Annotated in this window: 14 protein-coding genes and 1 pseudogene; 11 read left to right on the top strand and 4 right to left on the bottom strand. The window is 69.9% G+C overall.

The window, feature by feature from the left end:
- The 3 genes and pseudogenes from ACZ32T_RS37015 to ACZ32T_RS37005 form a co-directional block, all read left to right on the top strand.
- Window positions 1-140, top strand: a pseudogene (locus ACZ32T_RS37015) (MerR family transcriptional regulator); the annotation flags it as partial.
- A gap of 421 nt (window positions 141-561) precedes the next feature.
- Complete coding sequence (locus ACZ32T_RS37010) at window positions 562-1,719, top strand: ParA family protein (RefSeq protein ID WP_467273900.1); 1,158 nt, start codon at window positions 562-564, stop codon at window positions 1,717-1,719.
- On the top strand, window positions 1,716-2,984 hold the full coding sequence (locus ACZ32T_RS37005) for a ParB/RepB/Spo0J family partition protein (RefSeq protein WP_467371924.1): 1,269 nt from the start codon (window positions 1,716-1,718) through the stop codon (window positions 2,982-2,984). The genes ACZ32T_RS37010 and ACZ32T_RS37005 overlap by 4 nt, the downstream gene beginning before the upstream one ends.
- A gap of 406 nt (window positions 2,985-3,390) precedes the next feature.
- Here the strand turns inward: ACZ32T_RS37005 and ACZ32T_RS37000 are convergent, their stop codons facing one another.
- Window positions 3,391-4,386 carry an Lrp/AsnC family transcriptional regulator gene (locus ACZ32T_RS37000; RefSeq protein WP_467371922.1) on the bottom strand — a complete coding sequence of 332 codons (996 nt, stop codon included), beginning with the start codon at window positions 4,384-4,386 and terminating at the stop codon, window positions 3,391-3,393.
- A gap of 393 nt (window positions 4,387-4,779) precedes the next feature.
- Here ACZ32T_RS37000 and ACZ32T_RS36995 point away from each other — a divergent pair, with 393 nt between their 5' ends.
- From ACZ32T_RS36995 to ACZ32T_RS36970, 6 genes are all read left to right on the top strand, one after another.
- Entirely contained in the window at window positions 4,780-6,354 is a 1,575-nt protein-coding gene (locus tag ACZ32T_RS36995; protein ID WP_467371928.1) for an MFS transporter, read from the top strand.
- An 834-nt stretch (window positions 6,355-7,188) separates the two neighbouring features.
- Window positions 7,189-8,265 carry a bifunctional DNA primase/polymerase gene (locus tag ACZ32T_RS36990; protein WP_467371920.1) on the top strand — a complete coding sequence of 359 codons (1,077 nt, stop codon included), beginning with the start codon at window positions 7,189-7,191 and terminating at the stop codon, window positions 8,263-8,265.
- Complete coding sequence (locus tag ACZ32T_RS36985; protein WP_467371918.1) at window positions 8,262-9,809, top strand: DNA primase family protein; 1,548 nt, start codon at window positions 8,262-8,264, stop codon at window positions 9,807-9,809. The genes ACZ32T_RS36990 and ACZ32T_RS36985 overlap by 4 nt, the downstream gene beginning before the upstream one ends.
- A 127-nt stretch (window positions 9,810-9,936) precedes the next feature.
- A complete protein-coding gene (locus tag ACZ32T_RS36980; RefSeq protein WP_467273907.1) occupies window positions 9,937-10,317 on the top strand; it encodes a DUF6009 family protein in 381 nt (126 codons plus the stop codon).
- 152 nt (window positions 10,318-10,469) lie between these two features.
- Window positions 10,470-11,576: a hypothetical protein gene (locus ACZ32T_RS36975; protein WP_467371916.1), complete on the top strand. Its 1,107-nt coding sequence runs from the start codon at window positions 10,470-10,472 to the stop codon at window positions 11,574-11,576.
- 153 nt (window positions 11,577-11,729) lie between these two features.
- Window positions 11,730-12,470, top strand: a complete 741-nt coding sequence (locus ACZ32T_RS36970) for a DUF899 family protein (protein ID WP_467371914.1) — start codon at window positions 11,730-11,732, stop codon at window positions 12,468-12,470.
- Between the two features lie 528 nt (window positions 12,471-12,998).
- Here ACZ32T_RS36970 and ACZ32T_RS36965 read toward each other — a convergent pair.
- Window positions 12,999-13,145, bottom strand: coding sequence for a hypothetical protein (locus ACZ32T_RS36965; RefSeq protein ID WP_467371912.1), 147 nt, complete (start codon window positions 13,143-13,145; stop codon window positions 12,999-13,001).
- 84 nt (window positions 13,146-13,229) lie between these two features.
- The gene (locus ACZ32T_RS36960) at window positions 13,230-14,021 is read right to left on the bottom strand and encodes an MBL fold metallo-hydrolase (protein ID WP_467371926.1); all 792 of its coding nucleotides are present in this window, start codon (window positions 14,019-14,021) and stop codon (window positions 13,230-13,232) included.
- A gap of 93 nt (window positions 14,022-14,114) precedes the next feature.
- Here ACZ32T_RS36960 and ACZ32T_RS36955 point away from each other — a divergent pair, with 93 nt between their 5' ends.
- Window positions 14,115-14,723: an ABATE domain-containing protein gene (locus tag ACZ32T_RS36955; RefSeq protein WP_467273914.1), complete on the top strand. Its 609-nt coding sequence runs from the start codon at window positions 14,115-14,117 to the stop codon at window positions 14,721-14,723.
- Between the two features lie 363 nt (window positions 14,724-15,086).
- Here the strand turns inward: ACZ32T_RS36955 and ACZ32T_RS36950 are convergent, their stop codons facing one another.
- A complete protein-coding gene (locus tag ACZ32T_RS36950) occupies window positions 15,087-15,659 on the bottom strand; it encodes a rhodanese-like domain-containing protein (RefSeq protein ID WP_467371911.1) in 573 nt (190 codons plus the stop codon).
- A 68-nt stretch (window positions 15,660-15,727) separates the two neighbouring features.
- Here ACZ32T_RS36950 and ACZ32T_RS36945 point away from each other — a divergent pair, with 68 nt between their 5' ends.
- Window positions 15,728-16,006 (top strand): metal-sensitive transcriptional regulator, encoded by a 279-nt coding sequence (locus ACZ32T_RS36945; RefSeq protein WP_019548565.1) that lies wholly within the window; start codon window positions 15,728-15,730, stop codon window positions 16,004-16,006.
- The last annotated feature ends 141 nt before the right edge of the window (window positions 16,007-16,147 follow it).

Here is a 16,147-nt window from a genome sequence, read left to right as displayed (position 1 = left end):
GGGAACTCGTCGACAACGGCACCCCGATCGAGGCCGCCTGCCGCATCGTCATCCTCGAGGACCAACTCGAGGAAGCCCAGCGCATCAACGCCGAACACCGCCGCGCCGAGGAATCGGTGAACCCGCCGCACCCAGCCTGAGACGGCCAGGGCGTCCCCACAGTTTCGCTGCCACCGCTCGGAGTGTTGCCCGGAACTCAGAGCGTTCCGGGCAACACGGTCCTCGGCAATGCCTGGACCTAGAGCGGCCGGCCCTGTACGCGTGTTGTCCGCGGACAACATGCGCTCCGTGTTGTCCGCGGACAACACGCGCTCCGCCACTGGCCGAGCACTCGATCCCCGCGCGTGCGGGGAACAGACTCGCTGACTTGCTGCTTCGTCGGCGGCCTGACCAGTCCTGATGCACTTTCACCGCAGCCGACATTCCCCATCCCGGCCGCCCGATCCGCCCACCCCTGAGGAACTGCTCGCCCCGAGCACCTTGCCCCCAGCAGAGTGACACGCCACAGATTCTCGACCCCGCCTGCGCCAAAGTTCCCGTACAGGTGAGTAAGGTAACCGCATGACCGTCCCATACTCCCCCGATGACAGGGAAAAGGTAGTCGCCAAGCTGCCAGCCGCCTTGCGACAAGAACTCAAGGTCAGGGCAGCCGAGTTCGGCGTAGACATCAAGGACGCCGTGACTGAAGGCGTGCAGGCTTGGCGTGCAGATGACGCCGAGCGCGCCCCCGTGGACACCACAGGGGGCAGTTCGTTCTCCACCTATCTCCCCGCCGGGTTGTACGGGGAGTTCAAGGACGACTGCAAACGGCGCGGCATCCCCTTCAACCAGGGCATCGCTCAGGCGATCCGCCTGTGGCTCGACGCCCACCCCTCCCCCCGCCGGCCGGCAACCCGGCCCAGCTGGGCCCGCCGGCTCATCTTCGGCAACCAGAAGGGCGGGGTCGGGAAGACCGCCACGTCCTCCGGTGTCGCACAGGCCCTCGCCGAGGCAGGCAACCGCGTCCTGCTCATCGACTTCGACCCCCAGGGCCACCTCACCAAGCAGCTCGGGTACGAACTGTTCGACATCGAAGCCCCCAGCCTGGCCAAGCACATGCTGGGCGAGGCGAAGGGAGAGCTCCGCGAACTGCTCGTCCCGATAGAGGAGAGCGCCTTCAGCGGGCGTCTGTTCATGCTGCCGGCCTGCAAGGACGCGTTCCTGCTCGACGCCAAGCTCGCCACCAGCCGCTTCGTCCGCATCAAGGAGACCGCGCTCGAGAAGGCTCTGGAGCCGCTGGAGCGGGAGTTCGACTACATCGTGGTCGACTGCCCGCCCAGCCTCGGGTACACCATGGACACGGCCCTCTACTACTGCCGCACGCGAGAAGACGAGACGCCGGGCCTGTCCGGCATCTTCATCCCCGTGCTCGCCGAGGACTCGTCTGCCGACGCGTACGACATGCTCTACGACCAGATCCAGGATCTGTGCGCAGACATGGAGGTCGAGATCTCGATGCTCGGGTTCATCGTCAACATGTATGACAGTCGCAAGGGTTACATCGCCACCTCCTCGCTCCACAGCTGGAAGGAGATCGGCGATCCGCCGGTCGTCGGTGTCATGCCTGAGCTCAAGGAGCAGCGCGAGTCCGTGCGTCTCAAGCAGCCCTTGCTGTCCTACGCCCCGGAATGCGAGCAGGCCGAGATCATGCGCGCCATCGCCCGGAAGGTCATCTCATGAGTGTCGCCGACCGGCTCGGCACGGGCTCGTCCTTCGGGGGCGTGCCGCGCGGCCGAAGCGCCCGTGGCCGGGCGAAGGCCATAGTGCAAGGCGATGTTCCGGCGTACGAACTGCGGCGCCTGCCACTGGAGGACGTCGCCCCGACTCCGCTCAACCCCCGTCGCAACTTCGGTTCGGAGGAGGACCTCACCCGCTTCGGTGAGGAGCTGCGCGTTGCCCAGCTCGCAGCGTGTGTCGCCGTGTCCCGTCCCGCGTATCTGAGGCTGTGGCCCGAGCACGAGGCGCAGATCGGCGACTCCGCTTACGTACTGGTCAATGGCGAGCGGCGATTCCGCAGCGCGGTGCACGTGGCTCTGGAGGCCTTGGACTTCGTCGTACGGGACGATCTGGCCTCCTCCCGCGAGGAGTTCGTCGATCACCTGCTCAAGGAGAACCTCGAGCGGGAGGACTTCGATGTCGTGGAGCGTGCGCGCGGCGTCCTCGAGCTCGTACGGGTGTGCAGCGAGGAGTCGGAGAAGGGCGCCCGCACCCGGGCCGCCAAGCGGCTCGGTCGTGACCGCTCCTGGGTCACCAACCAGCTCGCGCTCCTGGAGCTTCCGGCTGAGTTGCAGACGATGCTCAGCTCAGGCTCTCTCCCCGAGCGTGACGGCCGTCTGCTCGCCCGGCGCCTCAAGGAGGAGCCGGGACTCGACGGGGCGGGGCTGCTGGCCCACCTGAAGGAGACCCGGGAGCAGGAGGCCCGCTCGCGCGAGGAGGAGAAGCTTCTCGTGCAGCGGGCCAGGCAGATCGCTGCCACCCAGGCCTCTGTCCCGGCCGGCGAGACGGTGGACCACTCCCCCGCGCCGGGCTCCGTGTTGTCCGCGGACAACACCGGTCCCGTGTTGTCCGCGGACAACAAACCGCGCGAGACGGAGGCCGCTGAGTCGGCTCCGGCCCGGACACCGTCTCCTGCCCATCCCGCTCCCGCTGAAGGGCGCGTGTTGTCCGCGGACAACACGGATGGCGGCATGGGGTCGCAGTCGACCGCCACGGGCGTATCCGTCCCCGCTCCCCTGTTGTCCGCGGACAACAGGACCGCCGCCGCCATGGCCCCGGCCGAGGTGGACCACCGGGGGAACGAGACGGCTGAGTCGGTGGACGAGCGCAGCCTGCTTCTGGTGCGCCAGCTCGGCGCGTCCGTCGAAGAACAGGCGCGCACTCTCGCGTCCGGGCTTCCCCCCGAGCAGCTGACACAGCTCATCGAGGAGCTCCACGCGTACGTGTGAGAGAGCGCCGTTACTGAGTGCGCCGGTGGTCACCCGACCCCGGCGCACTCCCGTTCGTCGGCTGCGGGAGCTCCTGGGCTTTCGATCCCTGTTGCGGGCATCTACAGCAAGCACTGCGCCCCCCTCTGAGCGTGTTGTCCGCGGACAACACGGACCGCTGCTGGGGGAGTGGTTGGAGAACCGGTACGACTGGGCCGGCTCGCAGCCAGTGCAGCCGTGCTGTCGCCGCACCGCGCACGGGCATCTCAGTTGTTCGACGCACGCATGCTGGTCGACATGGCGCACTTCATCGTCACGGAGGCCCGCCACCCGCTGCCTGCCTGGCGGGGGCAGGCGACCGGGAGAGCGGGACCGGAGCCGCCGTAGGCGCGATGCCGAGTAGGTCGGCACGGAGTGCGAGTACTCCTCACCGTCGCGGAGGCGAGGGGATCAGCCGTCCCCGGTGGACGAGCGACGCAGCCTGTTTGAGGGGGCGCAGGCGGACGCTCACCGTGTAGCCGGTGATACCGGGGACCGTGGCGAGGCCACGGCTGAGGAAGTCGTAGAAGTCGGCGGCGTCCGTGCACATCACGATCGCCATGAGGTTCTGTTCGCCCGTCGTGGCCGCGGCGAAGACGACGCGGGGGAGCCTGGCAACGGCCGTGCCCACCTCGTGGAGCCGCTCGGGGGAGGTCTGCAGCCACAGAGCCGCGCCGAACGGGTAACCCAGCCGCTCAGGAACCAGGTCCACGTCGTAGAGGAGCGTGCCCGAGCGCTCCAGGGCCTCCATGCGGCGTGCGATCCGGCCGGTGGTCCAGCCGGTTCCCTTGGCCAGTGCGGCCTGGCTCGCACGGCCGTCCTCGGCGAGGACGGCCAGCAGCGCGCCGTCGTCCTCGCGCAACTCGACCGGCGGGCCCTGCGGCCTCTCACGGGGGTGACGTACGAGGAGAAGCTCCACCGCCTCCTCCGGGAGCGAGGGGCCGAGCCGCGCCCAGTCGGCGCCGGGCGGGGAGTAAGCGTGCAGCACCATACGGGTGTTGAGCTCCACCACTCCCGGATAGCGGGCAAGCTGGCGCAGCACGTCCGGTACCCGGCCGTCGTGGGGCGCTTCCATCGAACAGACGATCTCCGAGCCGCCGAACGAGATGTTCGCGAAGGAGATCTCCGGCAGCCGGGTCACTGCCTCGGCAAGCGCGTCGATCCGGTCCGGACGGAGCGTGATCCGCACGATGCTCGCCGTGAGATCGTGCACCGCCGGGTTGACCAGCCCCACCACCCGCATGGTGCCTGTCCGCTGCATCGCCCGGTAGCGTCGCGCCACAGTTTGTTCCGACGCCCCCACCGCCTCACCGATCACGCGGAACGGGGCGCGTGGCACCACGTGCAGCGCATGGAGGATAAGGCTGTCCAGAGCGTCAAGCATGGCGGAATCTTCGCATGAAGTGCGTACTGGTAGCAGTTCCCCCTAGGTGATCCGCACGGGCTTGGGGAAACCGTCAGGTGTGGCGGAAACTTCTGGAGGATGTGCGGGCGAGGTCACGCCGAGCCGCTGAACCCCTGCTGCACCCACCGCGGTGGGTGCCAGACGCTTACGGCGGCTCCATACGCGTACGGGCCTCGAAAGGCCCCTCGACTCCGGGCTGCACCGTGGCCGTCCGGCAGCAGTGAGCGCGGCCCGTCCGCCCGCCCCGGCACGGCCCCACCGGATCCGCCGGGCCGCTCACGCATCCCCCACCCGTCCGTCGCGCCGGAGTTCCGACGCTCCGAAGGAGTCCTCTTGTCCCAGTCACCACCCGCTGCCGAGCCCCATCGCGGGATGACGCTCCTCATGGCCTGCCTCGGAGTCTTCGTCGCCTACCTGCCGGTGACCAGCGTCTCGGTGAGCCTGACCGCCATCCAGTCGGCTCTCTCCACAAGCACCCTGGAACTGTCATGGGTCTCGGACGCCTTCGTGCTGCCGATGGCCGCCTTCATCCTCACCGCCGGAGTCGTCGGCGACGTGCACGGCCGCAAGAAGGTCTACCTCGCCGGGCTGCTGCTCTCCGCCGCCGGCGCGGCGACCTCGCTCACCGCGCACTCGATCGGCCAGCTCTGGGCCGGCCAGGCGCTTTCCGGGGTCGGTGCGGCCGCACTGCTGCCGACGACGCTCGCCCTCATCAGCCACGCCGTACCCGACCACCGCGAGCGCGGAAAGTTCATCGGCTTCTGGGCCATGTGCCTGCTCGGGGCGCTCGCCATCGGCGGTGTGGTGGCCGGGACGATCCTCGGGCACGCGAGCTGGCGGTGGATCTTCCTCGTGCCGATACCCGTGGCGCTGTTCGCCTTCGGCTTCTCGCTGCGGCTGCTGCCGGAATCCCGCGCACCCCGCACCGGACGACTGGACTGGCCGGGACAGATCACGGCCGCGCTCGCCATCACCGCACTCGTCTACGGAGTCATCCAGGGCGGGGCGGGCTCCTTCGGTGAAGCCCAGGTCGTCGTCGCGCTCTCCGTCGCGGTCATCAGCGCAATCGCCTTCGTCATCGCCGAGCGGCGCTCCTCGCATCCGATGCTCGACCTCTCGCTCTTCCGCAGCCCCGGATTCACCGCCACCACACTCGTGGCCATGGTCATGTTCCTCGGCATGATCGGCTTCTTCTTCGTACTGAGCCTCTACTTCGGCATGGTCCAGCACCTCGACACACTCGACATCGCCTGGCGCATGCTCCTGATCACCGGTGCCGCACTGCTCGTCAGCGGAGTCGCCGGGCGCATCATGCACAAGATCTCGCCGCGCCTCATGATCACCACAGGACTGCTCATGGTGACCGCCGCGATGCTCACACTGCTCGGCGCCGACGCGGGCACGTCCTTCGCTTCGCTCTCCTGGCGCCTGGTCCTGCTGGGGCTCGGCATGGGGCTTGTCACGACGCCGATGACCGCCGTCGCCGTGGCCTCCGTACCCCACCCGCTCGCCGGAATGGCCGCCGCGGGCAACAACGCGTTCCGGCAGGTCGGCGGCGCGCTCGGCCCCGCCGTGCTCGGCGCCCTCCTCACCAGTCGAGCGGTCTCCTCCCTGCCGGGGCGCCTCTCCGACGCCGGCGTCGACGGCCCCCTCGCAGACCGGCTGGCCGACGCGACCCGTGACGGGGGCCTCGGCGCGATCGGCGCGATACCGCTCGGTTCGAAGGCCGGTCAGGTCCAGAGCGCCGTGGGCGATGCCTTCCTCGAAGGGATGCGCCTGTGCCTCGGCGTCTCGGCCACCCTGACCTTCCTGGCTGCCGTGCTCGCCTTCGTCCTCCTGCGGCCCCGCAGGACCCCGACAAGGACCGAGAAGGTCGTACGCACATCGACGGGCCGGACGCCGAGCACCGCTGCACGGCCCAAGGCCCTCGTGGAGGAAGGCGTCTGACGCGCAACCTCGTACCCAGCCGTGAAGGCGGTGCCCCCACGGAAGTTCCGTGGGGGCACCGCCTTCACCCGTGTTCGGCCTCCTGCCGGAACTTCCACGTGCTCTTGCCTCCCGTGTCAGGGCAGTGGTCAGGAACCAGGAGGAGAAGTCCCACGCTCAAAGACATGCCTGAGGGGAGCGGCGGCAGAGGCATCTGCACAAGGAGCGGGCCGGTGGGTGGCGGGGCAGCAGTCGGCCCTGGGGGAACCGCTGGAAGAGGAGGGACCGGACTTCTTCAGTCCCTCCTCTGTTCAGTCCCTCTGCAAAACCCCAGGTCAGAGCGATTCGCTCGGGACCGAAGGGACTGAAGGGACCGAAACTCCCTGTTCCAGCTGCGTGCAGGCGCGTGTATGCGCGCGTACGTAAGACTGACCCTTACATATCTCTGGTGCGCTGATAACTAGAGAAATGAGTCCCTTCAGTCCCTCCCCTCAGGGGCGCATGTGCTCTGACCTGCGGAAACACCACCGGGACTGAAAGGGGACCGTTGAGTCCCTCCCCCCTGTCAGGCCTTCAGTCCCTCGTTTGTCAGCCTGCGGAACAAACTCCGGCCAGGGGCACCCCCCGCCCCGGCAGGATTTCCGGCCAGAGGGACCGAAGGGACTGATTCCGCAATAAGTGCTCATGGCTCCCACGGCGCGGCGGGCAGGTGCGCTAGGCTCTGCCCGCTATAAGGGAAAGTCAGTCCCTTCGGTCCCTCAGTCCCTCGGGGCGGTCTCCCTGACCAGGTAAAACACTCGGGACGCCGCTGAGGAACCCAACCCTGGCCACACAAGAGGAACGGACCGACGAACAGTGCAGCGCCCCGCCGACACCGCCTCGTCCGGAGTCGCGCAGCAGCCGGGACCCGTTGACGTCGCCCGGTGGCTCGCAGGCCGTCAGTGGCCGGTCCACCCGCTCGCCCCGGGGCGCAAGACGCCGGCCGCCAACTGCGAGCAGTGCCGTGCCCGCAGTCACGAGCCCTCGCGCTGTCCCTGCCATGAAGAAGGCCGCTGGTGCCACGGCTTCCACAGCGCGACCACCGACCTCGCGCGCATCGACGCCTGGTGGAGCCGGGAGCCCCGCGCAGGCGTCGCTGTGTCGTGCGGTCCGGCGAACCTCGTGGTCCTGGACGTCGACGCCCACACCGCGCAGGTCCCGGACCGCAACCGCCTCCTGCCGGGAATCCCGATCCCGGACCAGGTCGATCTCGCAGGCCTCGCCTCGGGCTTCGACACGCTGGCCCTTCTCGCCGCCTACCGTCAGAAGCCGAACCCTGCCGAGGACGAGAACACCCTGCGGGTCCGCACCCCGTCAGGGGGGCTGCACATCTGGTACGTCAACTCCGAACCCGCGGTCCGCTATCGCTCCTCCACCGGGTCGAGCCCCAGGACCGCGCTCGCGTGGCAGGTCGACGTACGGGCTCACGGCGGATACATCGTGGCGCCTACCACCCGTACCTCAGCGGGCGTCTACGCGCCCCTGGGGGCCGTACGGGACCCGGCCCCCCTCCCCGCCTGGCTGGCCGCCGAACTGGCGCGTACGGGCCACGTCGTAGGCCCGTCCCCGGTTCCCCGCCCGCGGCCGCAGGCCCCTGCCGGACCCCCTCGGGCCGGTGCCGCTCAGGCGCTCTTGCAGCCGCTCATCGAGACCGTTCGCGAATGTGCCGTCCACGCCGAGGGAACCGGGTTCACGGAGAAGCTCAACCGGGCCGCTTTCACGGCAGGAGGGCTGGCCGGAGCAGGGCATCTGAACCAGGCCGAAGCCCGCCAAGAGCTGGCAGAAGCCGCTCACTATGCTCGTCCACACCAGAACCGCCGTAATGAGACGATCATCGACGCAGCCCTTTCCGCAGGCGCCAGTCGCCCGTTCCATCCCAAAGGACTCGCATGAGTAGCGCAGAGAGCAGCCGCTTCGACGCGGCTGCCGCCGCTCAGCAGATGTTCGACCTCGAGGGCGCCGCTCCCGCATGGGTCCCTCCCCAGCAGGTACAGGCGCCCGCCTCGGTCGAGGCACCGGTTCTGCTGCCGCCCATGCTCACCGACCGCGGCAACGCGAAGCTCTTCGCCCAGCTCTACAGCGACCAGTTCCGTCACGTCGAAGGTCTCGGCTGGTACTGCTGGGACCAGTTCCGGTGGAAGCGTGTGGGCGGCGAGAAGGCCGCTCTGTGGGCCGCGGGCGACATGGCCGAGCAGATGTCGCCCACCGACCCCCGCGGGGTCTTCAGCGACCGTGAGATCGCCCAGCACCGTCGGCGGACCATGTCCACGAGCGGCATGAAGGCGCTGCTCCACCAGGCGAAGGCCGCACCCGCGCTCAGTCTCGACCCCGACGTCCTCGACGGCGACGCCTACTCCCTGTGCACTCCCGCAGGAGTCGTCGATCTGCGCAACGGCCGCCTGCACAAGCCCGATCCGATGCGGGACCTCCACTCGCGTGCCACGCATGTAGCTCCCCAGGCGATGCCGACCCCGCGCTGGCACGCCTTCCTGGACGACACCTTCGGCGCCGACGCCAAGGGCCAGGAGATGATCGACTTCCTGCATCTGCTGCTCGGGTACTCCATCACCGGCGACGTCGGCGCGCAGGTGCTGCCCTTCCTCTGGGGCAAGGGCGCCAACGGGAAGTCGGTCCTCCTGGACGTCATGATCCAGGTCATGGGGGACTACGCCGACGCGGCCCCGCCCGGCTTCCTGATGGACAAGGGCAACTTCGCCGAGCACTCCACGGAACTGACGGAGCTGCACGGCCGCCGCATCTTCGTCTGCAGCGAACTCAAGCCCAACGACAAGTTCGACGAGGCCCGGGTCAAGCTCCTCACCGGCGGAGACAAGATCAAGGCCCGCCGCATGCGGCAGGACTACTTCAGCTTCACCCCGACCCACAAGCTCTGGCTGCTGGGCAACCACCAGCCAGAGGTCGGGACCGGTGGGCACGCGTTCTGGCGCCGTATCCGGCTCATCCCCTTCGAACGCGTGGTCGCGGCTGACCGGAAGATCGACAACCTGGCCGGCGAACTCGTCCAGGAAGAAGGCCCGGGCATCCTGCACTGGCTGATCCAGGGCGCGATCCGCTACCTCACCAGCCGAGACCCGCTGAGCGGCCCGTCGTCCGTGCGCCTGGCCACCGCCGCGTACGAGACCACCGAGGACCACATCGGGCGCTTCCTGGGCGAATGCTGCCTGCGCCAGGGGCCGGACACCGGGGACCTGCGCGTCGAACAGGGTCTTCTGTACGCGACCTACACCGGCTGGTGCAGCTCGGAGGGCATCCGGGCCGATACCGCCCGGGCCTTCGCGGGCCGCATCCGGCAGGAGATCGGACTCGCGTCCCCCGCCGAGATGCTGAAGTCCAGCGGCAAGAAGTACTACCCGGCCCTGGGGCTGCTGAAGGACGACAACGTCCATTCCGACGGACCGGCAGGGGGACGCCCATGACGCCCCAAGGCTTTCTGCCATGGATCTGGGCATCGTCTTACCATGGGAGCGTCTCCGATCACCGCACAGCCCGTTCCGTACCGAGTAGCCACCGGCACCACCACATCACCGACAAGGAGCTGCGTCCATGAGCTCGCTGCTGCATGAAAGCCAGCTCGCACACGAAGCGAACGTGGTGTGGCTGGAGGACTTCGACGAACTCGACTACGTCCGCCAGGCGCTCGACAAGAGTGCCCGCCGTGGTGGGAAGCCCCGCTACGCCCGTGACGGACGCATGGTCGGTTACGCGGAGCTCGACAAGGACGCCGAGGCCAACCCCGACAGCGGCCTCTACCAGCGCCGTACCTTCTTCCTGCTGCCTCACGACAGGCCGAACGACCCGGAGGGCCTCTACAAGGAGGGCGCTCCCGGTGAGGCGGTCGACCCGCGGACGATCGAGCCGCGGAGGGTGGGGGAGAAGACCCCGCGTTCGCAGGGGAAGCGCAGGAACGAGATAGTGCCTTCCTGACGCGGTCCCTCTCCGCTCGGACGCCGGCCCGTCAGGCACGGGCTGACCCGGCAGCGGGCAGGCCGCCGTCCTTGTGGGCAGCGGACGAAAAGACAGTGGCTGGTCCGCCGCGGAGCTGCGAGGATTCCCTTCGTTTCTCTCGCGGAGGGCGCTTGTTCGTTTTCGTGTGTGCCGGATGCGGCGCCAGGCTGACCGTCCCGCTGTCTCAGGTCGAGCTGCCGGTCCACGCCCATCAGAGGTACGGGAACGGTACCCAGCTCCCGGTGCTCATGGAGGCGGGCACGTTCGCCGTGGAACCGGAGCCCTGGGGGGCGCCGTGGCGAACGTGGGAGGAGACCGATCCGGACGAGGCGACGGCCCGCGGCATCTACGCGCCGCTCCCCGCCGTGTCCGACGGCGTTCCCGGTAGCGTCGTCGTCGCACCGGGGGACACCCGCGGCACCGTGCTCGTTCCCGAGGAGGGCGGCGGCTACTGCTGCGGCGTCGACGGGGGTGACGGCCCCAACATGGCCTGCGAGGCGTGCGGCCTGCCTGTGGCGAGCAGGATCGACGACTGCTCCCTCTGGCAGGCGGTCTGGCTCGCGCCGGACGCCGTGCACCGCCTGCCCGTCGGCGGCACCGGCGCCGCGACGCTCTCCTGGGCGGAACTGCTGGAGGAGGGAAGAGGCACGCCCCCGGTCGAGCCGATCACCAGTTGGGGTTCGTTGCGCGGGCTGGGCCACGGCTGGAGATGGAGCCCGCAGTGGGAGGCGGCAGCCGGCCGGGCCCTGGCCCACCTGCTGGCTGCTTCGGACGGCCGACCGGTGGCCGTACCGCAGGGCCTGGTCGCGGAAGTGTTCCAGCGCGCCCTGGAGGCCCTGTTGCCCGCGGTCGGGCCGGCTCGGCATGTCGTCCTGGCCGGACCGGGCCTGGCCGCCCCCGACACGAACGCCGACATCCTCCTTGTGCCGACCCACCCGCAGACGGGGGATCCTTGGAGCCCGCTCGGCCCGGCGGCAGCGGCACACCCGGTGCCGCTGCCGTTCGGGGTGTGGGTGTGGATGGCTTTCCCCGAACCGCAGCCATACGTGCCCATCTCGGGAGTGATGCCCGACGGAGTACTCCGCGACGACCCGCCCGCACCGCGTCCCCACTGCCTGTTCCGGGCCGACTCGGGAACCTTCCAGCAGACCCTGGCCCGGTTGCCTGCCGTCCGTACCCAGTGGCTGCGCGAGATCCTTGAGAACCTCACGCACCACATACGCGCCGGCCTCTTCTGAAGGCGTGCACGTCGTCGGAGCCCGGCTGGCCGACCGAATGAGCGAGCCGCCGCAGGGCTACTGCGTGGCGCCCGGGCGTGCGGCGCGGCCTGGCGGGCATTGTGTGGTTCCAGGTGACCTTTTGGCAGCCTCCCCAGAAGCGGATGGAGACGCGTGAACGATCAATCACCGAACCCGGCCCTCCCGCCCGTGGTCGACAGAACGACCTATCAGGAGGCGCGGGAAGCTCTGCTCACACGGGAGAAGGCGCACACCCGTGAAGGAGACGCGATCGCGGCGGCGCGGCGGCGGCTGCCGATGGTGGAGATCGACGCCACCATCGAGGTGATCGGCCCCGACGGGCCGATCACGGTCCTCGACGTCTTCGAAGGCCGCAAGCAGCTCATCGCCTACTTCCACGCCTGGTGGCCCGGACGTCCCGCCGCCGGGCAGTGCGAGGGGTGCACGTTCTTCAACTGTCAGGTCCGTGAGCTGTCCTACATCCACTCCCGCGACGCCACATACGCCACGCTCTGCAAGGGCCCGTACCGAGAGAGCGTCCGCTACCGCGACTTCCTGGGCCTGGAGATGCCGTGGTACTCGGTCGAGAAGACGGCGCCGCAACTCCTGGAGGGCCGTGACTGGCAGCGTCATCACCTTGTCTTCTACATCCGCGACGACAAGCGGGTGTTCGAGACGTACTACACAGGCGGTCGCGGCGTCGAGATCATGGCGCCCACCCACGGGCTGCTGGACATGACCGTCCACGGACGCCAGGAGGCGTGGGAGGACTCCCCTCGCGGCTGGCCCCAGCCCTGGTACTCCGCCGAGAACCCGGAGGAGTGGCGTACGAACGGGCGCCCCATCGCCCAGTGGTCCCGCATCGAAGCCGGCCGCTCCGACGAGCTGACCTAGGCGGTTACGCCGAGATCATCGGGCGGGCCGAAGGAAGATCGGTATGCCCTCTTCACAGGCACTCCATGTTCCTGACGTATGGACGGCACGGCCTTGAGGGCTCAGACCGCTGAACTACCGTGTTCCGGCCGCACCCAGTGCTGGGTTCACGCGCTCAAGTCTGGTCCAGCCGGTCCAGCCTCAGGCTGTCCCAGGCGGCCAGGCGGCCAGGCGGGCAAGCCGCTCGCGGTGTCGCTGCCGCTCCCGAATCTCTGCCCGCAGCCGCTCGTCGATTCCTGCGACTGCCGCGGCGAACTCCTCCTCCTCGGCCTGCAGCAGCTCCCGCACGCGCGCCAGAGGGGTCCCGGCCTCGGCGAGGGTCCGGATCTTGACCTACTCGACCACGGCGTCGGCGCCGTACCGGGACGGACAGGTCGACTCCCGCGACCACCTCGTGGTCGCCGTACGACTTGCGCGGCCCGGCGACCTCGATCGCACTGGTTCTTCTCGTCATGCCGCCCATGCTGAGAGGTTGCCCCTGCGTCAGGGTCAACTGTTGCGGCCACATGGCCTCCACCCGGTGATCCATTCCCTGGCAGTCCGGGTGAACATGCCGGTGAGCGTGTCGCAGTCGCCCTGCTGAAGGGCCTGGTAGAAGCGGTGTACGAGGAGGTCGGCGTTGGGCCCGGTGGACATGTGATGGGGTCCTTCTCCGCCGTTCCGGCACGGTGCAGGGGAGGCCGTGAACGAGGTCCCGGTTCCTTGAGTGGCGGTCCGGGCTCAGGCGCGCTGCGCCCAGTCCTGGTCCAGGCGGTCGGTCAGGCCCGCGGCGGCGAAGGCCGCCTCCAGCTCGTCGCGGCCCTCGGTGAAGTGGGCCCAGCTGTCGTGGTGGACCGGGACGACGCGGCGGGCGTCAAGAATCCGGGTGGCCTCGGCCGCCTGCGCACTGTCCAGGACGACCGGTCGGCCGTCGAAGAGCATGGGGAAGCGGGGTGCTCCGGCGAACAGGAGGGCGGTGTCGATCGGGGCGAAGCGTTCGGCGATCTCCCCGACCGCGTCGAGCGAGGCGTTGTCACCGCTGACGTAGACCGACGGCAGGTCCTCGCCCGTCAGGACGAAGCCGACGACCTGGCCGGTGAAAGGCTCGATCTCCTCACGCGCGCCGGGGCCGTGGATGGCGGGGACTCCGGTCACCGTGACGGTGCCGCCGCCCGGACGCTGCAGCTCGACCGTCTCCCAGTCGGCCAGGCCCTTGGCCTTCTCCCCGAGGCGCTTGCCGCCGCCGGGGGTGGTGAGGGTCAGGGGCACGTCGGCGAGCAGGGCGCGGCCGGAGGTGTCGAGGTTGTCGGCGTGCTCGTCGTGGGAGAGCAGGACCACGTCGGCGGGGCCGACATCGGCGGGCGTGGCGGTGGAGGGCGCCGTCTTGACCAGGGTCGGGCCACCGGGCGCGGGGTAGTCGCCGGGGCCGTCGAAGGTGGGGTCGGTCAGGAAGCGCAGGCCACCGTACTCGAACAGGGCGGTCGGGCCGCCGAACGTGCGGACCGGGAACTGGTTCGCGTTGAGCTGGGACATCATGTCTCCGTTTCTCACGAAAAAAATCTGCGGTTAACGTGATGCCAGGCTAGGTGGGTGTCACGGGAAAATGCAAGCGATACCATGAGAGGCATGGACGTCACCCTGGCCGCCGACGTGGCGCCGACCGCTCTGCCCCCGGCGCCGGGGGCAGACCGGTACCGCTCTCTGGACTTCGCCGACACCGCCGCCACCCTGCCCGCCGGTCAGGGCTACGACCTGCTCGCCGTGCCCGAGTCGGCCATGCGCTGGCTCGCCGCGCACGACCTGACCGCCCCGGAGGTGCAGCTGTACGAGTTCTGCGCCCAGCGGATGCGCACCCTGCGCGGACACGTCCGGGCCCTATTTACCGCGCGCGTGGACGGCGCGCCCCCGCCCGAGGAATCCCTGCACGCGGTGAACGAGGCCCTTACGGCCGTGCCCACCGCCCCCCTCCTAGCCTGGGACGGGACCCAGGGGCTGCGCCGCGTTCAGGCGCACCCCACCGATCAGGCCGTCAACCACGCCCTGGCCACCCTTGCCGCCGACGCGGCCGACCTGCTCACCGGTCCCGACGCCGACATTCTCGCCGCCTGCGGCTCCGCCCCCTGTGACCGGTTCCTCCTGCGCACCCACGGCCGACGCCACTGGTGCTCCACACGCTGCGGCGACCGTGTCCGTGCCGCCCGCGCCTACGCCCGGCGCAGCGGCGCCACGGGCTGACGCACCATCCCCGGGGTCCTCTTGCGGACCGCCCGGTGGCCACCCGAAACACCTTCGGCGGCTCTGTTCTCGTATAGCTATGGCGGCCCGGGAGGTGCCAGCCGCCGCGGAGGCGATGCTGCTGCGGGTCGCGGAGGCGGCGCTGCCGGAGCCGTCCGGCACGGTGCGGGGGTGATCTTCCCGGTGGTCGGCGGGGAGAAGACGCTCAAGGCGCTCATGGTGGAGGCCGCGGCGAACGGGGCCCGCTACAAGGCCCGCCTCCGCACCGTGCTGCGGTCGTCGTACTCGGCGGGCGGAACACACCAGCTCAGCTCAGCAGCGCCCGGACTCCTCCTGCTGTGGCGCCCCGGGGTGCCGGGGGCCTCAGCCGGCCACGCGCAGCAGGGTCTCCCGGAAGGAGACCGCGCTCTTGGGGGGCCGGTTGTGGGGGAGCTTGGCCAGGGCTGCGGCCATGCCGCAGGTGTTGGTCACGCCGGAGAAGACGAGTCCGGCGCCGATGGCCCCGGACAGCCAGTGCGCGGGCGTCCGGGCGAGACCGCCGAGGAAGCCGGCGAGGACCAGGGTGCCGGCGGCGAGGCGGACCTGGCGGTCCATGGGCCAGGTCGCGCGGGCCCCCGCCGGGCGCTCGACGTCGTGGCCCGCGGCGGTCCAGGCTGTGGTGCCGCCTTCGAGGGTGGCGGCGTCGATGCCCTGGGCGGCCAGCTTCTCGCAGCCCTTGGCGGAGCGGGCTCCGGAGGCGCAGACGATGAGCAGCGGCGTGCGCTGGGCGGCCTTCTTCAGGGCGCCGGTGGCTTCGTCCAGGCGGTCCAGGGGGATGTTGTGGGCGCCGGGCAGGTGGCCGCCTGCGTACTCGCCGGGGGTGCGGACGTCGATCACGGTGAACTCGCCGAGTCGGGCGGCGGCCTGGGCGGCGGCGATCGCGGTGGAGGTGGTCATGGAATGGTTCGCCTATCTGAGGGGTTCCCCACGGTAGGATACCCGTGGGGGTATGTGAGGAGGTTGGTGTGCAACTCGACATGAGTGCCGAGGAGCTGAAGTCGGCGCTGAACCGGCTGCGGCGGGCGCAGGGTCAGCTCGCGGGAGTGATCAAGATGATCGAGGAGGGCCGGGACTGCGAGGACGTCGTCACGCAGTTGTCGGCGGTCTCCAAGGCGCTGGACCGGGCCGGGTTCTCGATCATCGCGACGGGTCTGCAGCAGTGCATGACCAGTGAGGATCCCGAGGTGCGGGACTCCGCGCAGATGCGGGCCCGGCTGGAGAAGTTGTTCCTTTCACTGGCCTGAAAGGCTTTCGTCTCCCGTGGGGCCTGCCGTGGGGGGCCCCCCCCCCCGGGGGGCCCCGCCCGGCCCCCCCGGGGGGGGGCACCGGGGGGCCCCCCCCCCACCCCCCGCCGCCCCCCCCCCCCACCGACCCCCACACCCCCG

The organism is Streptomyces sp. NPDC023573 (assembly GCF_055559735.1).
The sequence above is the reverse complement of the archived record's forward strand: the minus strand, read 5'-3'. Positions and strand labels throughout refer to the sequence as shown.

What these genes read in the sequence shown, in the direction of transcription:
- ACZ32T_RS37000 (WP_467371922.1), bottom strand. Translation starts at nt 4,386, where the DNA reads ATGCTTGACGCTCTGGACAGCCTTATCCTCCATGCGCTGCACGTGGTG.
- ACZ32T_RS36965 (WP_467371912.1), bottom strand. Translation starts at nt 13,145, where the DNA reads ATGTCCACCGGGCCCAACGCCGACCTCCTCGTACACCGCTTCTACCAG.
- ACZ32T_RS37010 (WP_467273900.1), top strand. Translation starts at nt 562, where the DNA reads ATGACCGTCCCATACTCCCCCGATGACAGGGAAAAGGTAGTCGCCAAG.
- ACZ32T_RS36955 (WP_467273914.1), top strand. Translation starts at nt 14,115, where the DNA reads ATGGACGTCACCCTGGCCGCCGACGTGGCGCCGACCGCTCTGCCCCCG.
- ACZ32T_RS36960 (WP_467371926.1), bottom strand. Translation starts at nt 14,021, where the DNA reads ATGTCCCAGCTCAACGCGAACCAGTTCCCGGTCCGCACGTTCGGCGGC.
- ACZ32T_RS36985 (WP_467371918.1), top strand. Translation starts at nt 8,262, where the DNA reads ATGAGTAGCGCAGAGAGCAGCCGCTTCGACGCGGCTGCCGCCGCTCAG.
- ACZ32T_RS36980 (WP_467273907.1), top strand. Translation starts at nt 9,937, where the DNA reads ATGAGCTCGCTGCTGCATGAAAGCCAGCTCGCACACGAAGCGAACGTG.
- ACZ32T_RS37005 (WP_467371924.1), top strand. Translation starts at nt 1,716, where the DNA reads ATGAGTGTCGCCGACCGGCTCGGCACGGGCTCGTCCTTCGGGGGCGTG.
- ACZ32T_RS36995 (WP_467371928.1), top strand. Translation starts at nt 4,780, where the DNA reads ATGACGCTCCTCATGGCCTGCCTCGGAGTCTTCGTCGCCTACCTGCCG.
- ACZ32T_RS36950 (WP_467371911.1), bottom strand. Translation starts at nt 15,659, where the DNA reads ATGACCACCTCCACCGCGATCGCCGCCGCCCAGGCCGCCGCCCGACTC.